The sequence below is a fragment of the Streptomyces sp. NPDC048481 genome, from assembly GCF_043200075.1.
Lineage (GTDB): Bacteria > Actinomycetota > Actinomycetes > Streptomycetales > Streptomycetaceae > Streptomyces.
In genome coordinates, this window is the sequence record NZ_JBICXC010000001.1 from 973,883 (window position 1) to 991,560 (window position 17,678).

At 73.4% G+C, this 17,678-nt stretch carries 13 protein-coding genes; 2 read left to right on the forward strand and 11 right to left on the reverse strand.

Translation table 11 applies throughout. From position 1 onward, the window contains the following. Window positions 1-27: 27 nt before the first annotated feature. The 7 genes from ACGFSH_RS04110 to ACGFSH_RS04140 all read right to left on the reverse strand — a co-directional run bounded on the left by ACGFSH_RS04110 (window position 28) and on the right by ACGFSH_RS04140 (window position 10,924). Entirely contained in the window at window positions 28-549 is a 522-nt protein-coding gene (locus ACGFSH_RS04110; RefSeq protein WP_393345478.1) for a DUF4240 domain-containing protein, read from the reverse strand. A 56-nt stretch (window positions 550-605) separates the two neighbouring features. After that, window positions 606-1,589: a helix-turn-helix transcriptional regulator gene (locus ACGFSH_RS04115; RefSeq protein ID WP_393344752.1), complete on the reverse strand. Its 984-nt coding sequence runs from the start codon at window positions 1,587-1,589 to the stop codon at window positions 606-608. A 192-nt stretch (window positions 1,590-1,781) separates the two neighbouring features. Then, window positions 1,782-4,487, reverse strand: a complete 2,706-nt coding sequence (aceE, locus tag ACGFSH_RS04120; protein WP_393344754.1) for a pyruvate dehydrogenase (acetyl-transferring), homodimeric type — start codon at window positions 4,485-4,487, stop codon at window positions 1,782-1,784. Between the two features lie 424 nt (window positions 4,488-4,911). Then, the gene (locus ACGFSH_RS04125; RefSeq protein WP_393344756.1) at window positions 4,912-5,535 is read right to left on the reverse strand and encodes a GntR family transcriptional regulator; all 624 of its coding nucleotides are present in this window, start codon (window positions 5,533-5,535) and stop codon (window positions 4,912-4,914) included. Between the two features lie 305 nt (window positions 5,536-5,840). After that, complete coding sequence (gene sucB / locus ACGFSH_RS04130; protein WP_393344758.1) at window positions 5,841-7,628, reverse strand: 2-oxoglutarate dehydrogenase, E2 component, dihydrolipoamide succinyltransferase; 1,788 nt, start codon at window positions 7,626-7,628, stop codon at window positions 5,841-5,843. A gap of 66 nt (window positions 7,629-7,694) precedes the next feature. Then, window positions 7,695-9,083 (reverse strand): dihydrolipoyl dehydrogenase, encoded by a 1,389-nt coding sequence (lpdA, locus tag ACGFSH_RS04135; protein ID WP_393344760.1) that lies wholly within the window; start codon window positions 9,081-9,083, stop codon window positions 7,695-7,697. A gap of 299 nt (window positions 9,084-9,382) precedes the next feature. Further along, entirely contained in the window at window positions 9,383-10,924 is a 1,542-nt protein-coding gene (locus ACGFSH_RS04140) for a leucyl aminopeptidase (RefSeq protein WP_393344761.1), read from the reverse strand. 390 nt (window positions 10,925-11,314) lie between these two features. Here ACGFSH_RS04140 and ACGFSH_RS04145 point away from each other — a divergent pair, with 390 nt between their 5' ends. Beyond that, window positions 11,315-12,127 carry an endo alpha-1,4 polygalactosaminidase gene (locus ACGFSH_RS04145; RefSeq protein ID WP_393344763.1) on the forward strand — a complete coding sequence of 271 codons (813 nt, stop codon included), beginning with the start codon at window positions 11,315-11,317 and terminating at the stop codon, window positions 12,125-12,127. Between the two features lie 16 nt (window positions 12,128-12,143). Here the strand turns inward: ACGFSH_RS04145 and ACGFSH_RS04150 are convergent, their stop codons facing one another. Next, window positions 12,144-13,001 (reverse strand): adenosylcobinamide-GDP ribazoletransferase, encoded by an 858-nt coding sequence (locus ACGFSH_RS04150; protein WP_393344765.1) that lies wholly within the window; start codon window positions 12,999-13,001, stop codon window positions 12,144-12,146. Window positions 13,002-13,068: 67 nt separating this feature from the next. Here ACGFSH_RS04150 and ACGFSH_RS04155 point away from each other — a divergent pair, with 67 nt between their 5' ends. Beyond that, entirely contained in the window at window positions 13,069-13,833 is a 765-nt protein-coding gene (locus ACGFSH_RS04155; protein ID WP_393344767.1) for a hypothetical protein, read from the forward strand. Here the strand turns inward: ACGFSH_RS04155 and ACGFSH_RS04160 are convergent. The 3 genes from ACGFSH_RS04160 to cobT all read right to left on the reverse strand — a co-directional run bounded on the left by ACGFSH_RS04160 (window position 13,737) and on the right by cobT (window position 17,552). Next, the gene (locus ACGFSH_RS04160; protein ID WP_393344769.1) at window positions 13,737-14,477 is read right to left on the reverse strand and encodes a hypothetical protein; all 741 of its coding nucleotides are present in this window, start codon (window positions 14,475-14,477) and stop codon (window positions 13,737-13,739) included. The two genes, ACGFSH_RS04155 and ACGFSH_RS04160, sit on opposite strands and share 97 nt — an antisense overlap. Next, on the reverse strand, window positions 14,474-16,300 hold the full coding sequence (locus tag ACGFSH_RS04165) for a phosphatidylglycerol lysyltransferase domain-containing protein (protein WP_393344771.1): 1,827 nt from the start codon (window positions 16,298-16,300) through the stop codon (window positions 14,474-14,476). The genes ACGFSH_RS04160 and ACGFSH_RS04165 overlap by 4 nt, the downstream gene beginning before the upstream one ends. A 73-nt stretch (window positions 16,301-16,373) precedes the next feature. Beyond that, the gene (cobT, locus tag ACGFSH_RS04170) at window positions 16,374-17,552 is read right to left on the reverse strand and encodes a nicotinate-nucleotide--dimethylbenzimidazole phosphoribosyltransferase (protein ID WP_393344773.1); all 1,179 of its coding nucleotides are present in this window, start codon (window positions 17,550-17,552) and stop codon (window positions 16,374-16,376) included. Window positions 17,553-17,678 lie beyond the last annotated feature (126 nt).

The following is a 17,678-nucleotide window of genomic DNA, read 5'->3' on the forward strand; positions in this document are numbered from 1 at the left end:
GCAGGGGCCGGTGCTCCCTTGCGCGGGTCACTCCTTGAAGCGCTGCCAGAGCCGAGGATACCGCTCGGCCAGCGCCGACTCGTTCTCGAAGTCCACCGGGGTGCCCTCGGGTTCGGCGGGCGCGGGCGGGATGCCGAGGTCCGGGGCGACGTTCCCGGTGAGCTGCTCGTAGGCCTCGTCGGCCGCGTACCCCAGCTCCTCGCCGTCCCCGTCGATCTCCTCGTCGAAGTCGTCCAGCAGGTCGGCGAGCGAGTCGGGGTCGCCGTGCAGGGCGCCCTCGAACACCTCGCGGCCCTGCCCGATCAGCCAGCACCGGAAGAAGTCGAACGCGTCGTCGCTCACCCCGTCCAGCAGCAGCCACGCGGCGCCCCACAGGTCCCAGCGGTAGGCGCGGTTGTAACGGGACTCGAAATGCCGGGCGAAGTCGAGGACGGACTCCGGGTCCAGCCCCAGCAGCCGCTCCACCAGCAGGTCGGCCTGCTCCTCGGGATCACCCTCGGCGGCCTCGCGGGAGGCGTCCACCAGCTCCCAGAACTCCGTCTCGTCCATCACGCGTCCAGCATCGTGCCTGACCGTGCCGGACGCACCCGGAGTGCCGGGGATTCTCACACCGGCCGATACAACTCCGCCAATCGTGCCGCGTCCTCGGCGAACCGCTTCCGCAGGGACTCGGGGGCGATCACCTCGGCCTCCGCCCCCAGCGCCGTGAGCTGCGCGTGCGCCACGTCCTGCGACTCGGCGCCCAGCGTCACCGTCACCCGCCCCCGGTCGTCCGCCTCCCCGGCGGTCGCCAGCGCGTCCCTGGCCGCCACCGGGTCCACGGCGTGCGCCAGCGCGCGCACGCCCGCCTCCGACAGCCGCACGACCACCTCGGTCCGCAGGATCGACCGTGCGAAGCGCTCGGCCTGCCCGGCCCAGAAGCCGGGGAGGTCGAACTCCTCGTCGCGGCCGAAACGGTCCCCCAGATCCTCCGCGCCGACGAACCGGTCGATCCGGTACGTCCGCCACGTACCGCCGCCGTCGCCCCGCACCCGGGCGCACAGATACCAGACGCCCGCCTTGAGCACGAGCCCGTAGGGCTCCAGCTCCCGCTCCACCTCACGCTCCCCGCGCCGGTAACGGGCCCGGACACGGCGGTCGTCCCACACCGCGTCCGCGATCACCGGCAGCAGCGCCGGGGTCCGCGGCTCCCGGAACCACGCGGGGGCGTCCAGATGGAACCGCTGCGCCGCCGCCCTCGGGGCGTCCCGCAGGGACGGCGTCAGCGCCGCCGAGACCTTCAGCCGCGCGGCCGAGGCGACGTCCGCGAGCCCCATCTCGCGCAGCGCCTCCGGCACCCCGCTCAGGAACAGCGCCTCCGCCTCACCGCGCCCCAGCCCCGTCAGCCGCGTCCGGTACCCGCCGACCAGCCGGTACCCGCCGGCCCGGCCCCGCTCCGCGTACACCGGCACACCGGCCTCCGACAACGCCTGCGCGTCCCGCGTGACCGTACGCTCCGACACCTCCAGCTCCCGCGCCAGCTCGGCGGCGGTCATGGCGGGCCGGGACTGCAGAAGCAGCACCATCTTGATGAGCCGGGCAGCACGCATGCGCCCATGATGCAGGGCCCCACCGACAACGCACTCCGACAACGCACTCCGACAACGCACTCCGACAACGCACCGCCCCGCGCACGGTGCCAGGGGTCCGCGTCCCGGGGCAGGGGGCGCGGTGCCGGGGACGGCGAAGGGGGTACGGCCTCGGGCCGTACCCCCTTCGTGCCGCGCCGGGCGGGCCCTCGTCTACAGGCCGTACCGCTCGCGGGCTTCCTTCACCGCCGTCGCCTTGACCTCGCCGCGCCGGGCGAGCTGGGCCAGTGCGGCCACCACGACCGACTCCGCGTCCACGCCGAAGTGGCGGCGGGCCGCCTCGCGGGTGTCGGACAGGCCGAAGCCGTCCGCGCCCAGCGAGGACCAGTCCTGCTCGACCCACTGCGCGATCTGGTCCGGCACCTGGCGCATGTAGTCGGAGACCGCGAGCACCGGGCCCTCGGCGCCGTGCAGCGCCCGGCGGACGTACGGCGTCCGCTCCTCGCCGCGCAGCAGGGCCGCGTCGGCCTCCAGCGCGTCGCGGCGCAGCTCGGTCCAGGAGGTCGCGGACCACACGTCGGCGGCCACGCCCCACTCCTCGGCGAGCATCCTCTGCGCCTTCAGCGTCCAGTGGATCGCCGTGCCCGAGGCCAGCAGCTGGATGCGCGGGGCGTTGGCCGCCACGACCTCCACGCCGGCCGACTCCGCCGTGTTGAAGCGGTACAGGCCCTTGAGGATGCCCTCGTCGACGCCGGGCGCGGCCGGCTTGGCCGGCTGCGGCATCGGCTCGTTGTAGACGGTGAGGTAGTAGAAGACGTTCGGGTCCTCGCCCGGGGCCGCCTCGCCGTACATCCGGCGCAGGCCGTCCTTGACGATCGCCGCGATCTCGTAGGCGAACGCCGGGTCGTAGCTGAGCGCGGCCGGGTTGGTCGCGGCGATGACCGGCGAGTGGCCGTCGGCGTGCTGGAGGCCCTCGCCCGTCAGGGTCGTGCGGCCGGCCGTCGCGCCGACGAGGAAGCCGCGGCCGAGCTGGTCGCCGAGCTGCCACATCTGGTCGGCCGTGCGCTGCCAGCCGAACATCGAGTAGAAGATGTAGAACGGGATCATCGCCTCGCCGTGCGTCGCGTACGACGTCGATGCGGCGATGAAGTCGGCCATCGAACCGGCCTCGGTGATCCCCTCGTTGAGGATCTGGCCGTTCTGGGCCTCCTTGTAGTACATCAGCTGGTCGCGGTCGACCGGCTCGTACGTCTGGCCCTTGGGGGAGTAGATCCCGAGCGACGGGAACAGGCTCTCCATGCCGAAGGTGCGGGCCTCGTCGGGGACGATGGGCACCCAGCGCTTCCCGGTCTCCTTGTCGCGGACCAGGTCCTTGACGAGGCGGACGAACGCCATGGTGGTCGCCACGTTCTGCGTGCCGGAGCCCTTGTCGAAGGAGGCGAACGTCTTGTCGGCGGGGGCCGGCAGCGGGGCGAGCGCGTGCGTGCGGCGGGCCGGGGCCGGGCCGCCGAGGGCCGCGCGGCGCTCCTGGAGGTAGCGGACCTCGGGGGAGTCGGCGCCGGGGTGCCCGTAGGGGACGACCCCGTCGACGAACTGCGCGTCGGAGATGGGCAGCTCCAGCAGGTCGCGCATCGTCTTGAACTCGTCCACCGAGAGCTTCTTCATCTGGTGGTTGGCGTTCTTCGACGCGAAGCCCTCGCCGAGGGTGTGGCCCTTGACCGTCTGGGCCAGGATGACCGTCGGGGCACCCTTGAACTCCACGGCCGCCTTGTAGGCCGCGTAGACCTTGCGGGCCTCGTGGCCGCCGCGGGAGAGGTGGAAGCACTCCAGGATCTTGTCGTCGCTCAGCAGCTTCGCCATCTCGGCGAGCGCCGGGTCCTTGCCGAAGAAGTCCTGGCGGATGTAGGCCGCGTCGCGCGTCTGGTACGTCTGCACCTGCGCGTCGGGCACCTCGCGCAGCCGGCGGACCAGCGCGCCCGTGGTGTCGAGCTGGAACAGCTCGTCCCAGGCGGAGCCCCACAGCGACTTGATCACGTTCCAGCCGGCGCCGCGGAACTGGGCCTCCAGCTCCTGCACGATCTTGAAGTTGGCGCGGACCGGTCCGTCGAGGCGCTGGAGGTTGCAGTTGATGACGAAGGTCAGGTTGTCCAGACCCTCGCGGGAGGCGAGGGCGAGCGCCGCGGTCGACTCCGGCTCGTCCATCTCGCCGTCGCCGAGGAACGCCCACACGTGGGAGGCGGAGACGTCCTTGATCGCGCGGTTGGTGAGGTACCGGTTGAAGCGAGCCTGGTAGATGGCGGAGAGCGGACCGAGACCCATGGAGACGGTCGGGAACTCCCACAGCCAGGGCAGCCGCCGCGGGTGCGGGTAGGACGGGAGGCCCTGGCCGCCGGCTTCCTGGCGGAAGTTGTCCAGGTGCTGCTCGGTCAGCCGGCCGTCGAGGAAGGCGCGGGCGTAGATGCCGGGGGAGGCGTGGCCCTGGATGTAGAGCTGGTCGCCCGAGCCGTCGGCCTCCTTGCCGCGGAAGAAGTGGTTGAAGCCGGTCTCGTAGAGCCAGGCCGCGGAGGCGAAGGTGGCGATGTGGCCGCCGACGCCGTGCTTGGCGCCGCGGGTCACCATGGCGGCCGCGTTCCAGCGGTTCCACGCGGTGATCTTCCGCTCCATCTCCGGGTCGCCTGGGGCGGTGGGCTCCGCGGCCGTCGGGATGGTGTTGACGTAGTCGGTCTCGAGCAGCTTCGGCAGCGCGATGCCGTTGCCCTCGGCCCGCTCCAGCGTGCGGCGCATCAGGTATGCGGCACGGTGCGGCCCGGCCGCCTTGGCGACCGCGTCCAGGGAGGCCTGCCATTCGGCGGTCTCCTCCGGGTCCCGGTCGGGGAGCTGGTCGAGCGCGCTCGGCTGGATGGCCTTGGGGTCGGTCATGTCGCCGCCTTCCTCAGTCGAAGGGGGTTCCCTCATCGGTAGGGGTTCGGGGTGCCCTTGGTCTTTGGCAGGACAGGGCATGAGGGTCTGCCACGGCGTCGTTGTACGACTCCGCGGCGCGGCCCGTCGGTGACTGTAACTCCCTGATCGATGATCGATCAAAGGGTTCATGGGAAAAAACTCTCGATTACGAGAAAGTAGGCACGCGGTGCCTTTCGGTCAGGCACCCCGTGCCGCGAATTCGCCTTGTTTTCGCAGGTGAGCGTCGGTCTGCTCGGCTGCGTCGGCCCTGCTCCGCCGTCCCGGCCGGGCCCGGAGCAGGCTGCGTGCGGCAGCGACCGACTGTGCCGGTCATGGCCGACTCCGGTGGGTCATGGCCGGTTCCGGTCGGTCACGGCCGGCCCCGGTCCGGGTCCCGGTTGCGTCAGGGGCGGGGCGCGCAGCCCAGAACGTGCGCCTTCACCAGCTCCGCGATCCGCGGGTCCCGCCGCCGGAACGCCTGCACCAGCTCCTCGTGCTCCTCGGCGTACGACTGCTGGACGGTCCCGAGCCAGCGGATGGACAGCGCCGTGAAGACCTCGATGCCGAGGCCCTCCCAGGTGTGCAGCAGCACCGAGTTCCCGGCCGCCCGCACCAGCTCCCGGTGGAAGCCGACGGTGTGCCGCACCTGGGCGGTGCCGTCCGACGCGCGGTCGGCCTCGTAGAGGGCGGCGACGTGCGGTTCGAGCGCCGAGCAGTCCTCCGCCAGCTTCCGGGCCGCCAGCTCCGCGGCGATCGCCTCCAGGCCGGCCCGCACCGGATAGCTCTCCTCCAGGTCGGCCGCCGTCAGGTTGCGCACCCGGACGCCCTTGTTGGGCGCGGACTCGATCAGCCGCAGCGACTCCAGCTCGCGCAGCGCCTCGCGCACCGGCGTCTGGCTGACCTCCAGCTCGGTGGCGATCCGCCGCTCGACGATCCGCTCGCCCGGCTGCCAGCGCCCGCTGACGATCCCTTCCACGATGTGCTCGCGGATCTGTTCGCGCAGCGAGTGGACGACGGGCGCGGTCATGAGAGCTCCTTTGAGGAGAGGCCGCACGGGCCCCCGGGGGCGTTTGACGTTTAGACAATACGGCCGTGAGCGCTTTCCAGAAGGGCACGCGGGGGTGCTTTTACGCAGGTGAGACGAGACTTACACGAGCGGGAACGGGTGGCCTCCCGGCCCTGCGGGCGCGTCGGACCCGGCCCGGCTCAGAGGCCGAGCACAGGTCGGGCGGACGCTCATCGCCGTGTCGGGGCGGGCGGCGGGGCACGTGCGCAAGAGCGCCCCCGCCCGGAGGACCGGGCGGGGGCGTCTTCGCTGCTGGAGCGACGGGGTCAGAGGCCGAGCTCGACCTCGAACTCGCCGGCCTCCAGGATCGCCTTGACCGCGGTCAGGTAGCGGGCCGCGTCGGCGCCGTCCACCAGGCGGTGGTCGTAGGACAGGGTCAGGTACGTCATGTCGCGGACGCCGATGACCGTGCCCTCCTCCGTCTCGATGACGGCGGGACGCTTCACCGTCGCGCCGATGCCGAGGATCGCGACCTGGTTCGGCGGCACGATGATCGTGTCGAACAGCGCGCCGCGCGAGCCGGTGTTGCTGATGGTGAAGGTCGCGCCGGACAGCTCGTCCGGGGTGATCTTGTTGGCGCGGACCTTGCCGGCCAGGTCGGCCGTGGCCTTCGCGATGCCGGCGATGTTCAGGTCGCCCGCGTGCTTGATGACCGGGGTCATCAAGCCCTTCTCCGAGTCCACCGCGATACCGATGCTCTCGGTGTCGAAGTAGGTGATCGTGCCCTCGTCCACGTTGATCCGGGCGTTGACGGCCGGGTGGGCCTTCAGTGCCTGGGCCGCCGCCTTCACGAAGAACGGCATCGGGGACAGCTTGACGCCCTCACGGGCGGCGAAGGAGTCCTTCGCCTGCGCGCGGAGCTTCATCAGGCGGGTGATGTCGACCTCGACGACCGAGGACAGCTGCGCCTGCTCGTGCAGCGCCTTGACCATGTTGTCGCCGATGACCTTGCGGATGCGGGGCATCTTCACGGTCTGGCCGCGCAGCGGGGAGGCCTCCAGCGCGGGGGCCTTCTTCGCGGCGGCCGGCGCCGCGGCCGGGGCCGGGGCGGAGGCGGCGGCCTTGGCGGCCTCCGCGGCGGCGAGCACGTCCTGCTTGCGGATGCGGCCGCCGACGCCGGTGCCCTTGACGGAGCCCAGGTCGACGCCGTTCTCCGCGGCGAGCTTGCGCACCAGCGGGGTCACGTACGCGCCCTCGTCGCTCGCCTGCGCGGCCGGGGCCGGGGCGGAGGCGGGAGCCGGGGTGACCGGAGCCGGAGCGGCGGGCGCCGGAGCCTGCGCGGCCGGAGCCGGAGCCGGGGTGGGCGCCGGAGCGGCCGGAGCCGGGGCGGGAGCGGCCGGAGCCGGGGCCGGGGCGGCCGGGGCGGGAGCCTCGGCGGCGGGGGCCGGAGCCGGGGCGGCGGGGGCCGGGGCGGCGGCCGGAGCCGCGCCCGGGGCGCCGATGACGGCCAGCTTGGCGCCGACCTCGGCGGTCTCGTCCTCGCCGACGGTGATCTCCAGCAGCACACCGGAGGCGGGCGCCGGGATCTCGGTGTCGACCTTGTCGGTGGAGACCTCGAGCAGCGGCTCGTCGGCCTCGACCGAGTCGCCGACCGACTTCAGCCAGCGGGTGACGGTGCCCTCGGTGACGGACTCGCCGAGCGCGGGCAGGACGACGTCCGTGCCCTCGGCGGAGCCGCCGCCGGCGGCGGCCTCGGGGGTGGGAGCCGGGGCCGGGGCCTCCTGCTCGGTGGAGGGCTGGGCGGCCGGGGCCGGCTCGGGGGCCGGCGGAGCGACCTCCTCGGCGGCCGGGGCCGGGGCGGCGGCCGGGGCGCCGGTGCCGTCGTCGATCACGGCCAGCTCGGCGCCGACCTCGACGGTCTCGTCCTCGGCGACCTTGATGGAGGCCAGGACGCCGGAGGCGGGGGAGGGGATCTCGGTGTCGACCTTGTCGGTCGACACCTCGAGCAGGGGCTCGTCGGCCTCGACGCGCTCACCCTCGGCCTTCAGCCAGCGGGTGACGGTGCCCTCGGTGACGCTCTCGCCGAGCGCCGGAAGGGTTACGGAAACCGCCATGGTTTCGGTTGCTCCTTACGAGTTGCGGAAGTCTGGGTCGTCGCTTCGACGTGTCTCGACCGAGGGTCAGTCGTGCGAGTGCAGCGGCTTGCCCGCCAGTGCCAGGTGGGCCTCGCCGAGCGCCTCGTTCTGCGTCGGGTGGGCGTGGACGAGCTGCGCGACCTCGGCCGGCAGCGCCTCCCAGTTGTAGATCAGCTGGGCTTCGCCGACCTGCTCGCCCATGCGGTCGCCGACCATGTGGACGCCGACCACCGCGCCGTCCTTCACCTGGACGAGCTTGATCTCGCCCGAGGTGTTGAGGATCTTGCTCTTGCCGTTGCCCGCCAGGTTGTACTTCAGAGCGACGACCTTGTCCGCGCCGTAGATCTCCTTGGCCTTGGCCTCGGTGATGCCCACGGAGGCGACCTCAGGGTGGCAGTACGTCACCCGGGGGACGCCGTCGTAGTCGATCGGGACGGTCTTCAGGCCGGCCAGGCGCTCCGCCACCAGCATGCCCTCGGCGAAGCCGACGTGCGCGAGCTGGAGCGTCGGCACCAGGTCGCCGACGGCGGAGATCGTCGGGACGTTGGTGCGCATGTACTCGTCGACCAGGACGTAGCCGCGGTCCATCGCGACGCCCTGCTCCTCGTAGCCCAGGCCGGCGGAGACGGGCCCGCGGCCCACCGCGACCAGCAGGACCTCGGCCTCGAACTCCTTGCCGTCGGCCAGCGTGACCTTGACGCCGTCGGCGGTGTACTCGGCCTTGGAGAAGAAGGTGCCCAGGTTGAACTTGATGCCGCGCTTGCGGAACGCGCGCTCGAGGAGCTTGGAGGAGTTCTCGTCCTCGACCGGGACGAGGTGCTTGAGGCCCTCGACGACCGTCACGTCGGCGCCGAACGACTTCCACGCCGAGGCGAACTCGACGCCGATGACGCCGCCGCCCAGGATGATCGCGGACTTCGGCACGCGGTCCAGGACGAGGGCGTGGTCCGAGGAGATGATCCGGTCGCCGTCGATCTCCAGGCCTGGCAGCGACTTCGGCACGGAGCCGGTCGCCAGCAGCACGTGGCGGCCCTGGACGCGCTGCCCGTTCACGTCGACGGAGGTCGGGGAGGACAGGCGGCCCTCACCCTCGATGTAGGTCACCTTGCGTGAGGCGATGAGTCCCTGGAGGCCCTTGTACAGGCCGGAGATGACGCCGTCCTTGTACTTGTGGACGGCGGGGACGTCGATGCCCTCGAAGGTGGCCTTGACGCCGAACTGCTCGCTCTCGCGGGCCTGGTCGGCGATCTCGCCCGCGTGCAGCAGGGCCTTGGTGGGGATGCAGCCCCGGTGCAGGCAGGTGCCGCCGACCTTGTCCTTCTCGATCAGGGCGACGTCCAGGCCCAGCTGCGCCCCGCGCAGGGCCGCGGCGTACCCACCGCTGCCACCGCCGAGGATCACTAGGTCGAAAACGGTGCTGGCGTCGTTCGCCACGTCACGTCCTCCATGCATGTGCGCCACGCCGGTCTCCAGTGACCGGTCGGCGGCTGGTGTCCGGCCGCTGAGTCTCGGCCCTGTGGTGGGGGCCCTGTCCTGCCGAGCCCCATCCTCGCACTTGTCGGAGCACGACGAGACACGGGGCCGGGGTGTGAGCACCCCACGCCCCCTTGTGACAGAGGTGAGGAGAGTGCTCAGGGGCGCGGGGAACTGCGCGACCAGCCACGTACGGCCCGCGCCCGCCGGTACGACGGACACGACCGAGTGATCAGCCGCACAGCTCCCCTCCGCAGGAACTAGCCCAGGTCGCCGGCGGCGGTCAGCTCGGCCAGCCGCACCAGCGTCCGCACCGCGGTGCCCGTGCCGCCCTTCGGCGTGTACCCGAACGGGGCGCCCTCGTTGAACGCGGGCCCGGCGATGTCCAGGTGCGCCCAGGTGATGCCCTCGCCCACGAACTCGCGCAGGAAGAGGCCGGCCACCAGCCCGCCGCCCATCCGCTCACCCATGTTCGCGATGTCGGCGACCGTGGAGTCCATGCCCTTGCGCAGGTGCTCGGGCAGTGGCATCGGCCACGCCGGCTCGCCGACCTCCTCGGCGGCCTCGTGCACCGCCGTGCGGAACGCGTCGTCGTTGGCCATGATCCCGAAGGTGCGGCTGCCGAGCGCCAGCATCATCGCTCCCGTCAGGGTGGCGACGTCGACGATCGCGTCCGGCTTCTCCGCGGAGGCCGCCCACAGCGCGTCCGCGAGGACCAGCCGGCCCTCGGCGTCCGTGTTGAGGACCTCGACGGTCTTGCCGCTGTACATGCGCAGCACGTCGCCGGGGCGGGTGGCGGAGCCGGACGGCATGTTCTCGGCGAGCGCCAGCCATCCGGTGACGTTCACCTCCAGGCCCAGCCGCGCGGCGGCGACGACCGCGGCGAAGACCGCCGCCGCGCCGCTCATGTCGCACTTCATCGTCTCGTTGTGTCCGGCGGGCTTCAGCGAGATGCCGCCCGAGTCGTAGGTGATGCCCTTGCCGACGAAGGCGAGGTGCTTCTTCGCCTTGGAGGAGGTGTACGACAGCTTCACCAGGCGCGGCGCCGAGGCGGAGCCGGCGCCGACGCCGAGGATGCCGCCGTAGCCGCCCTTGACGAGAGCCTTCTCGTCGAGGACCTGGATCTTGATGCCGTGCTCCTTGGCCGCCGTCTGGGCGAGAGCGGCGAACGCCTGGGGGTCGAGGTCGTTCGGCGGCATGTTGATCAGGTCGCGGGCGCGGTTGAGTTCCTCGCCCACGGCGACGGCGCGGGCGAGCGCGGCCTTGTGGGCGGCGTCGCGCGGCTTGCCGCCGAGGAGGACGGCCTCGGCGAGAGGCGCCTTGTCGTTCTTGGCCTTGGCGTCGGCGGCCGCCGTCTGCTTGTAGGCGTCGAAGGAGTACGCGCCGAGCACCACGCCCTCGCCGATCGCGCCGAGATCGGCGGCGTCGGTCACCGGCAGGGCGAAGGCGGCCTTCTTGGCGCCGGTGAGGGTGCGGGCTGCGGCGCCGGCGGCCCGGCGCAGGACCTCGGCGTCGAAGGCGGCGTCCTTCTCGGGCTCGGAGCCGAGCCCCACCGCGAGCACGAGAGGCGCCTTGAAGCCGGCCGGGGCGGGCAGCTTGGTCACCTCGCCCTCGGAGCCGGAGGCCCCGAGGGTCTCCAGAACGCCGGCGAGCCGGCCGTCGAACGCCTTGTCGACGGCTTCGGCGCCCGGGGCGACGGTCAGGTTCCCGGACGGGGAGGCCGCGCCCTTGGCGACACCGATCACGATCGCGTCGGCCCGCAGGCCGGGCGCCGCGGCGGTGCTGAGAGTGAGAGCAGTCACGGTGGTGAAATCTCGCTTCCGATGTGTTGTTGCTGTGGCCGGAGGGTGTGGGTCGACCGGGCCCAGGGCCGACCCTAGATCCGGGCCGTGGGCGCGGTCGCTCCGGGGTGCGTCTCACCGGCGCGGCGGACCGGCGGGGCGAACCCGGAACGAGCGTACGCGTGCGGGTGCGTTCGCTCATGCACGCGAGTGGTCACCCGCCGGGGCGTCGTCGCCGTTTCCCGCCCCGGGGTCCGGGTGAAGCGGGGTGAACCGCCGTCATTCCGTCATTCCGTCATTCCGTCATTCCGTGATCCCGCCATGTCCGGTGGCCGCCGTCGCCGTACGGCCCGGCGCGGACATGGGCGATCATGGTCCGGGTACGTTGCCGCCCACCCTGGAGCCCGTCCGGTGAGACGACCGACCGTCCTGCTGTCCCTGCTCGCCCTGCTGCTCGCGGGCTGCTCCGCCGCCCCGGACGACGGTCCGCGCCCCGGCCCGTCCGCCACGGCCGCCACGGCCGGCGCGTGGTGGCGGCCGGCTCCCGGCCTCGACTGGCAGTGGCAGCTCAGCGGCCCGCTGGACACCTCCGTCGACGTGCCGGTCTACGACATCGACGGCTTCGACCACGACGCGGCCACCGTGGCCGGCCTGCACGACGACGGCCGCCGGGTCGTCTGCTACCTCTCCACCGGGGCCTGGGAGGACTGGCGGCCCGACGCGAAGAGGTTCCCCGCCTCGGTGATCGGCGAGGGCAACGGCTGGAAGGGCGAGCGCTGGCTCGACATCCGCAGGACGGACGTCCTCGAACCGCTGCTCGCGGCCCGCCTGGACATGTGCCGCGACAAGGGGTTCGACGCCGTCGAGCCGGACAACATGGACGGCTACCGCAACACCACCGGCTTCCCCCTCGGGGCCGCCGACCAGCTGCGCTACAACCGCCTCGTCGCCCGTCTCGCCCATCAGCGCGGCATGGCCGTCGGCCTGAAGAACGACCTCGACCAGATCCCCGCCCTCGTCGGCGACTTCGACTTCGCGGTGAACGAACAGTGCGCCCAGTACGACGAGTGCGCGGACCTGACGCCGTTCGTCGAGGCGGGCAAGGCCGTCTTCCATGTCGAGTACGAACTTCCCACGAGTGCCTTCTGCGCCGACTCCCGCCGCCTGAAGCTGAGTTCGCTGCGCAAGAAGTACGAACTGGGCGTCTGGCGCGAGGCCTGCTGACGCACGGTCAGGCTCTTCAGCGGCCCAGGCAGAGCACGATCAGGGCGGTCGTGGCCGCGGTCTCCGCCAGAGCGCCGAAGACGTCCCCGGTGACCCCGCCGAACCGGCGCGTGCAGTGCCGCAGGAGCAGCTCGGCCGCGACGAGGGCGGCCAGGACGGCCAGCACCGGCCCCATGGCGTCGTACGGCTCGAAGGGCGCGCCGCCCGCGGCCTCCGCCGGCCCGATCAGGACGACGGCGTCGCCGCCGCCCCCGTACGGCCCCCACCACGCTCCCGCGCCCGCCGCCGCCAGGGCGACGGCGCCGGCCGCGAGGAGGGCGCCGCGCACCGGGACCACCCCCGCGACCGCCGCGCCGAGCCCCTCCGGTCGCGCGGGCGGCACCCCGTCGCGGGCGGCCAGGGTCAGCGCGAGGCGGGCGGCGACGGCCGAGACCACGGCGCCCAGCGCGCCCAGCGCCCACGAGGCGCCGTAGAGCTGGGCCAGCGCGGCCGCCTGCGCCAGCAGCACCAGGACGAGCGTGAGCACGCCGAAGGGGCCGATGTCCGACTGCTTCATGATCCGCAGCGCGTCCTCGGCGGGCTTCCCGCTGCCCAGGCCGTCCGCGGTGTCGGCCAGCCCGTCCAGATGCAGCCCGCGGGTGAGGACGGCGGGCACGGCGGCGGAGGCGACGGCGGCCAGCGGCGGGCTCGCGCCCAGCCGCAGCAGCAGCAGTCCGAGTCCGGCCGCGCAGCCGCCGACCACCAGGCCGACCGCCGGGGCGGCGAGCATGCCCCCGCGGGCGGCCGCCCGGTCCCAGCGGGACACCCTGACCGGCAGCGCGGTCAGGGTGCCGAAGGCGAAGCGGAGGCCGTCGAAGGGCGAGGTCGTGGACACGGCCGCAGCGTAGCCCGGACGCCCCGCCCGCGAGGCAGCCCGCCCTGCCGCCCGTGAGACTGAGGGCATGGGCGCATGGCTGCACCGCAACGTCGTCGAACCGGGCAAGCTGCCCTTGCTGCTCGCGCTGGCCGCGTTCGTGCTCACCTTCCTGATCACCCGGGTCATCACCCGGCTGATCCGGGCCGGCAAGGGTCCCTTCGGCAACATCAGCTCCGGCGGCGTGCACATCCACCACGTGGTGCCGGGCGTCGTCCTGACCGTCGCGGGCGGCTTCGGCGCGGTGGCCAGCGGGCGGCACGGCTTCGGCTCGGGCGCCTGCGCGGTGGTCTTCGGCATCGGGGCCGGGCTGGTCCTCGACGAGTTCGCGCTGATCCTGCACCTGGACGACGTGTACTGGACGGAGGCGGGCCGCAAGAGCGTGGAGGCCGTGGTCCTCACGGCGGCGCTGGGCGGACTGCTGCTGGTGGGCTTCGCGCCGTTCGGCGTCAACGACATGAGTCAGGAGGAGTTGCAGGACCGCGGCAGCGTCCTCGCGACGGTCGCCGTCAACATCCTCTTCTCGCTGGCCGTGCTGACCAAGGGCAAGGTGATGACGGCCGTCTTCAGCGTGTTCGTGCCCTTCGTCGGACTGATCGGCCTCGTCCGGCTGGCCCGCCCGGGCTCGCCCTGGGCCCGCAGGTTCTACCGGCGCCGCCCCCGCGCGCGGGCGCGGGCCACGCTGCGGGCCTACCGTCACGACCGGCGCTGGGCCCGCCCGCGCCGGCTGGTGGGGGAATGGCTGGGCGGCAAGACGGACGCGGAGCTGACCGGTTCCGCCGAGCGGCGCTGACGGCGGCGGACCTGAGCGGCCCCGCACAGCGCCAGGACGGCCGCGATCGCCGCCAGATGCTCCTTGCCCGCGAGGTTGCCCTTCAGGGCCACCTCGACGGCCATCGCGACGATCACCGCGGCCGCCGTCGCGTACGCGCGGTAGCGCCAGCCCAGGAACACCGCGAGCCCCACCACGGCCGCGGAGGGCCCGGTGTCCACCACGAGGGCGTCCGAGGCGGGCAGCCCGAGCGGGCCGTGCGGACCGAGCGCGATGCCCACGCGCGCGTACAGCGTCCCGGCGAGGGTGGCGGCGTAGGCGATGACGAGGGTCCGCCACCAGCCCAGGCACAGCTCGGCGATCCCGAACACCAGCAGGACCTGTGCCAGCGCGCCCCACACCGGCAGGTCCAGCGCCGGGACGAACAGCGACAGCGGGGTCCGCAGCAGGGCGAGCCACAGGGGGTCGACGGCCCGCACCGCCCCGAGGTCCTGCACCGGCTGATAGCCCCAGGGCCGGTTCTGCACCACCTGGGTCGCCGACGTGAGGCACACCGCCCCCAGCGTCATCGGCGCCGCCCGCCACCACCGGGCCGCCCGCGGTTCGCGCACGGCCGCGTACAACGGCCCCCACTCGGCCCGGGCCCAGCGGACGGCCCGCCTCACCGACGGGTCCCCAGGCGCCTGCGGTGCAGCCACTTCGGCAGCCCCGGCGCCTCCAGGAACCCCTCCGCCCTTGCCGCCGCGAGGGCGATCCGGGGCAGGTCCGCGCTCTTCTCGAAGAGCAGGAACCTCGGCTCCCAGACGGGCCGGTACTTCGCGTTGGCGCGGTACAGCGACTCGATCTGCCACCAGCGCGAGAAGAAGCCGAGCAGCGACCGCCACAGCCTGAGCACCGGCCCTGCGCCGAGCCGCGAGCCCCGCTCGAACACGGAGCGGAACACGGCGAAGTTCAACGAGACCTGCGTGACCGGGATCCCCCCGGCCTCCGGCCCCGCCCCGCCGTGCCCGGCCTCCCCGCCGTGTCCGGCCGCGCGGGCCCCCGAGGCCTCCCGGACCCCGCCCGGCACCCGGCCGTCCCGCGGCAGGCGGGCCTGCCGCAGCAGTTCGATGACCATGAACTCGATCAGTCCGTTGTCGCAGTCGCGGTCCCTGCGCATCAGGTCCAGGGACAGGCCGTGCGGCCCCCAGGGCACGAACGAGAGCAGCGCCCGCAGCTCGCCCCCGGCGTCGGCGCACTCCAGCATCACGCAGCGCCCGTCGCGCGGGTCCCCGAGGCGGCCCAGCGCCATGCTGAAGCCGCGCTCGGTGGCGCCGTCCCGCCAGTCGTCGGCACGCCGTACGAGGGCCGCCATCTCCTCGGCCGGAATGTCCTCGTGGCGGCGGACGCGCACCGTGTAGCCGGCCCGCCGCACCCGGTTGCAGGCCTGCCGGACAGTCCGCATGGCCCGCCCCTCCAGGGTGAACTCGGCGACGTCGACGACGGCCTCGTCGCCGAGCTCCAGCGCGTCCAGCCCGTGCCGGGCGTAGACCGTCCCGGCCTCCTCGCCCGCCCCCATCACGGCCGGGATCCAGCCGTGCGCCCGCGCCTCGGCGAGCCACGGCTCGATCGCGCCGGGCCAGGCCTCCGGATCGCCCAGCGGGTCCCCGGAGGCCAGCGACACCCCGCCCAGCACGCGGTAGGCGACGGCCGCCTTCCCGGTCGGCGACCAGCGCACGCTCTTCTCCCGCCGCAGCGCGAAGTACCCCAGCGAGTCCCGCTCGCCGTGCCGGTCGAGCAGTTCCCGCAGCCGCTTCTCGTCGTCCTCGGTGAGCGGGTCCACGGCCCGCCGGGAGCGGAAGGCCGCGTACAGGACGGCCAGGACGAGCGCCGTGCTCAGGATGTTGACGGCGACGTCGACCCAGGTCGGAGTGAGGATCCCGGCGGCGCGGTGGTCGTCGGCGGAGACGGAGACCAGCCGCAGCGCGCCGTAGCGCCAGCGTTCGAGGAACGTGGACGGCGCTGACGACCGGTCGGTGACCGTCACCAGCAGCGCGGCCGTCAGCGACGCCGCCAGCAGCCCGCCGGCCCCGACGGCCGCGGCGAGTCCGGGGTTGGCCCGGTCGCCCTTCGCGTAGAACTCGCGCCGCCCGGCGACCAGCGCGGCGACGAAGACGGCGGTCAGCGCGAGCGACACCCAGTTCTGGGGCCGCTCCCGGATCTCCGGGAAGGCCATGGCCGGCGCGAACAGGCCCAGGAACGCCCCGCTCAGACAGAGGTTCAGGATCCACGCGGCCCGTTTGCGCCGCCCCATGGTGACGGCCAGGAACGCGGTGAAGGCCCCGGACGCGAATCCCGCCGTGAGCAGGTACGGCGTGAAGAGGTCCTCCTGGTTGTGCCGCCGCACGTCCTGCCCCAGGGAGACCCACACCGCACTGAGGAAGTTGACGAACGCGACGGCCCGCAGATACCAGACGGCGAAGGCGGCGGCGCCCCGGGTGTTGCCCATGATCGGTGATCATATGGGTGCACTTCCGGGAAACCGCTCTTTTGCCGCCGCCTGTCCCTTTTGGCCCGTAGTGCTACTCCGCCGGTGACTCCGCCGCGAGCCCCCCGGACCTCCCGTCGGCCGCCCCGGCGGTCCCAGCCGCCCCGGCGGCTCCGACGGCCTCAGCGGCCTCGACGGTTTCAGCGGCCCCGGCCTTCTCGGCCTTCTCGGGCCGCTCAGGCAGCTCCGCGGCCAGCGCGGCCGCCGCCTGCACCAGCGGCAGCGCGAGCAGCGCTCCGGCTCCCTCGCCGACCCTCACGCCCTGGTCAAGCAGCGGTTCCAGGGCCATCCGGTCGAGTGCCTTGGCCTGCCCCGGTTCACCGCTGCGATGACCGGCCAGCCACCAGTCGGGCGCCCGGAAGGCGATCCGCTGCCCCACGAGAGCGCACGCGGCCGTCACGACCCCGTCCAGCACCACCGGCAACTTCCGCACCGCGCACTGGAGCAGAAAGCCCGTCATGGCCGCCAGGTCGGCGCCGCCCACCGTCGCCAGGAGCTGCAACTGCTCGCCCAGCACCGGCCGCGCCCGCCGCAGCGCGTCCCGGACGGCGGCGCACTTGCGCATCCACGCCAGGTCGTCGATCGCCTCGCCGCCGCGCCCGGTCACCACCGACGCGTCGGTCCCGCACAGCGCGGCGACCAGCACGCCCGCGGCCGTCGTCCCGCCCACGCTCACGTCGCCGAGCACGACCAGATCGGTGCCGGAGTCCGCCTCCTCGTCCGCGACGGCCACGCCCGCCAGGAACGCCACCTCGGCCTCCTCGATCGTCAGCGCGTCCTCGACGTCGATACGGCCGCTGCCGCGCCGCACCCGGTGCCGTACGACGTCCGGGGGGAACGCCTCCGGGTCGCAGTCCAGCGCCATGTCGACGACCCGCACCGGCACGCCGAGCCGGCGGGCCAGCACGGACACCGGACGGCCGCCGTCCAGCACCTGCCGCACCAACTCCGCGGCGCTGCCCGCGGGCCGGGCGGAGACGTCGAGCCCGGCGACGCCGTGGTCGCCGGCGAACAGCACCACCCGCGGCCGCTCGACGGGCCGCACCGGCGACGAGCCCTGCGCCGCCGCCAGCCACTCACCCAGGTCGTCCAGCCGCCCCAGCGATCCGGGCGGCACGACCTGACGCTCCCTGCGCGCCTCCGCGTCACGGCGCGTCCCGCCGTCGGGGCGCTCGATCAGATCGGTGAAGTCGTCGAGATTAAGCGAGCTCATTCGCCGAACAGTACCGGCACCGATCGAACTGTTCGGCGTCACGCCGCCACCACACCGGCGCGACGTCGTTGCACCCCGCACCGGTATCCCATACGTTCCGTTTCGCCGCATATAGCCCTTCGTCCC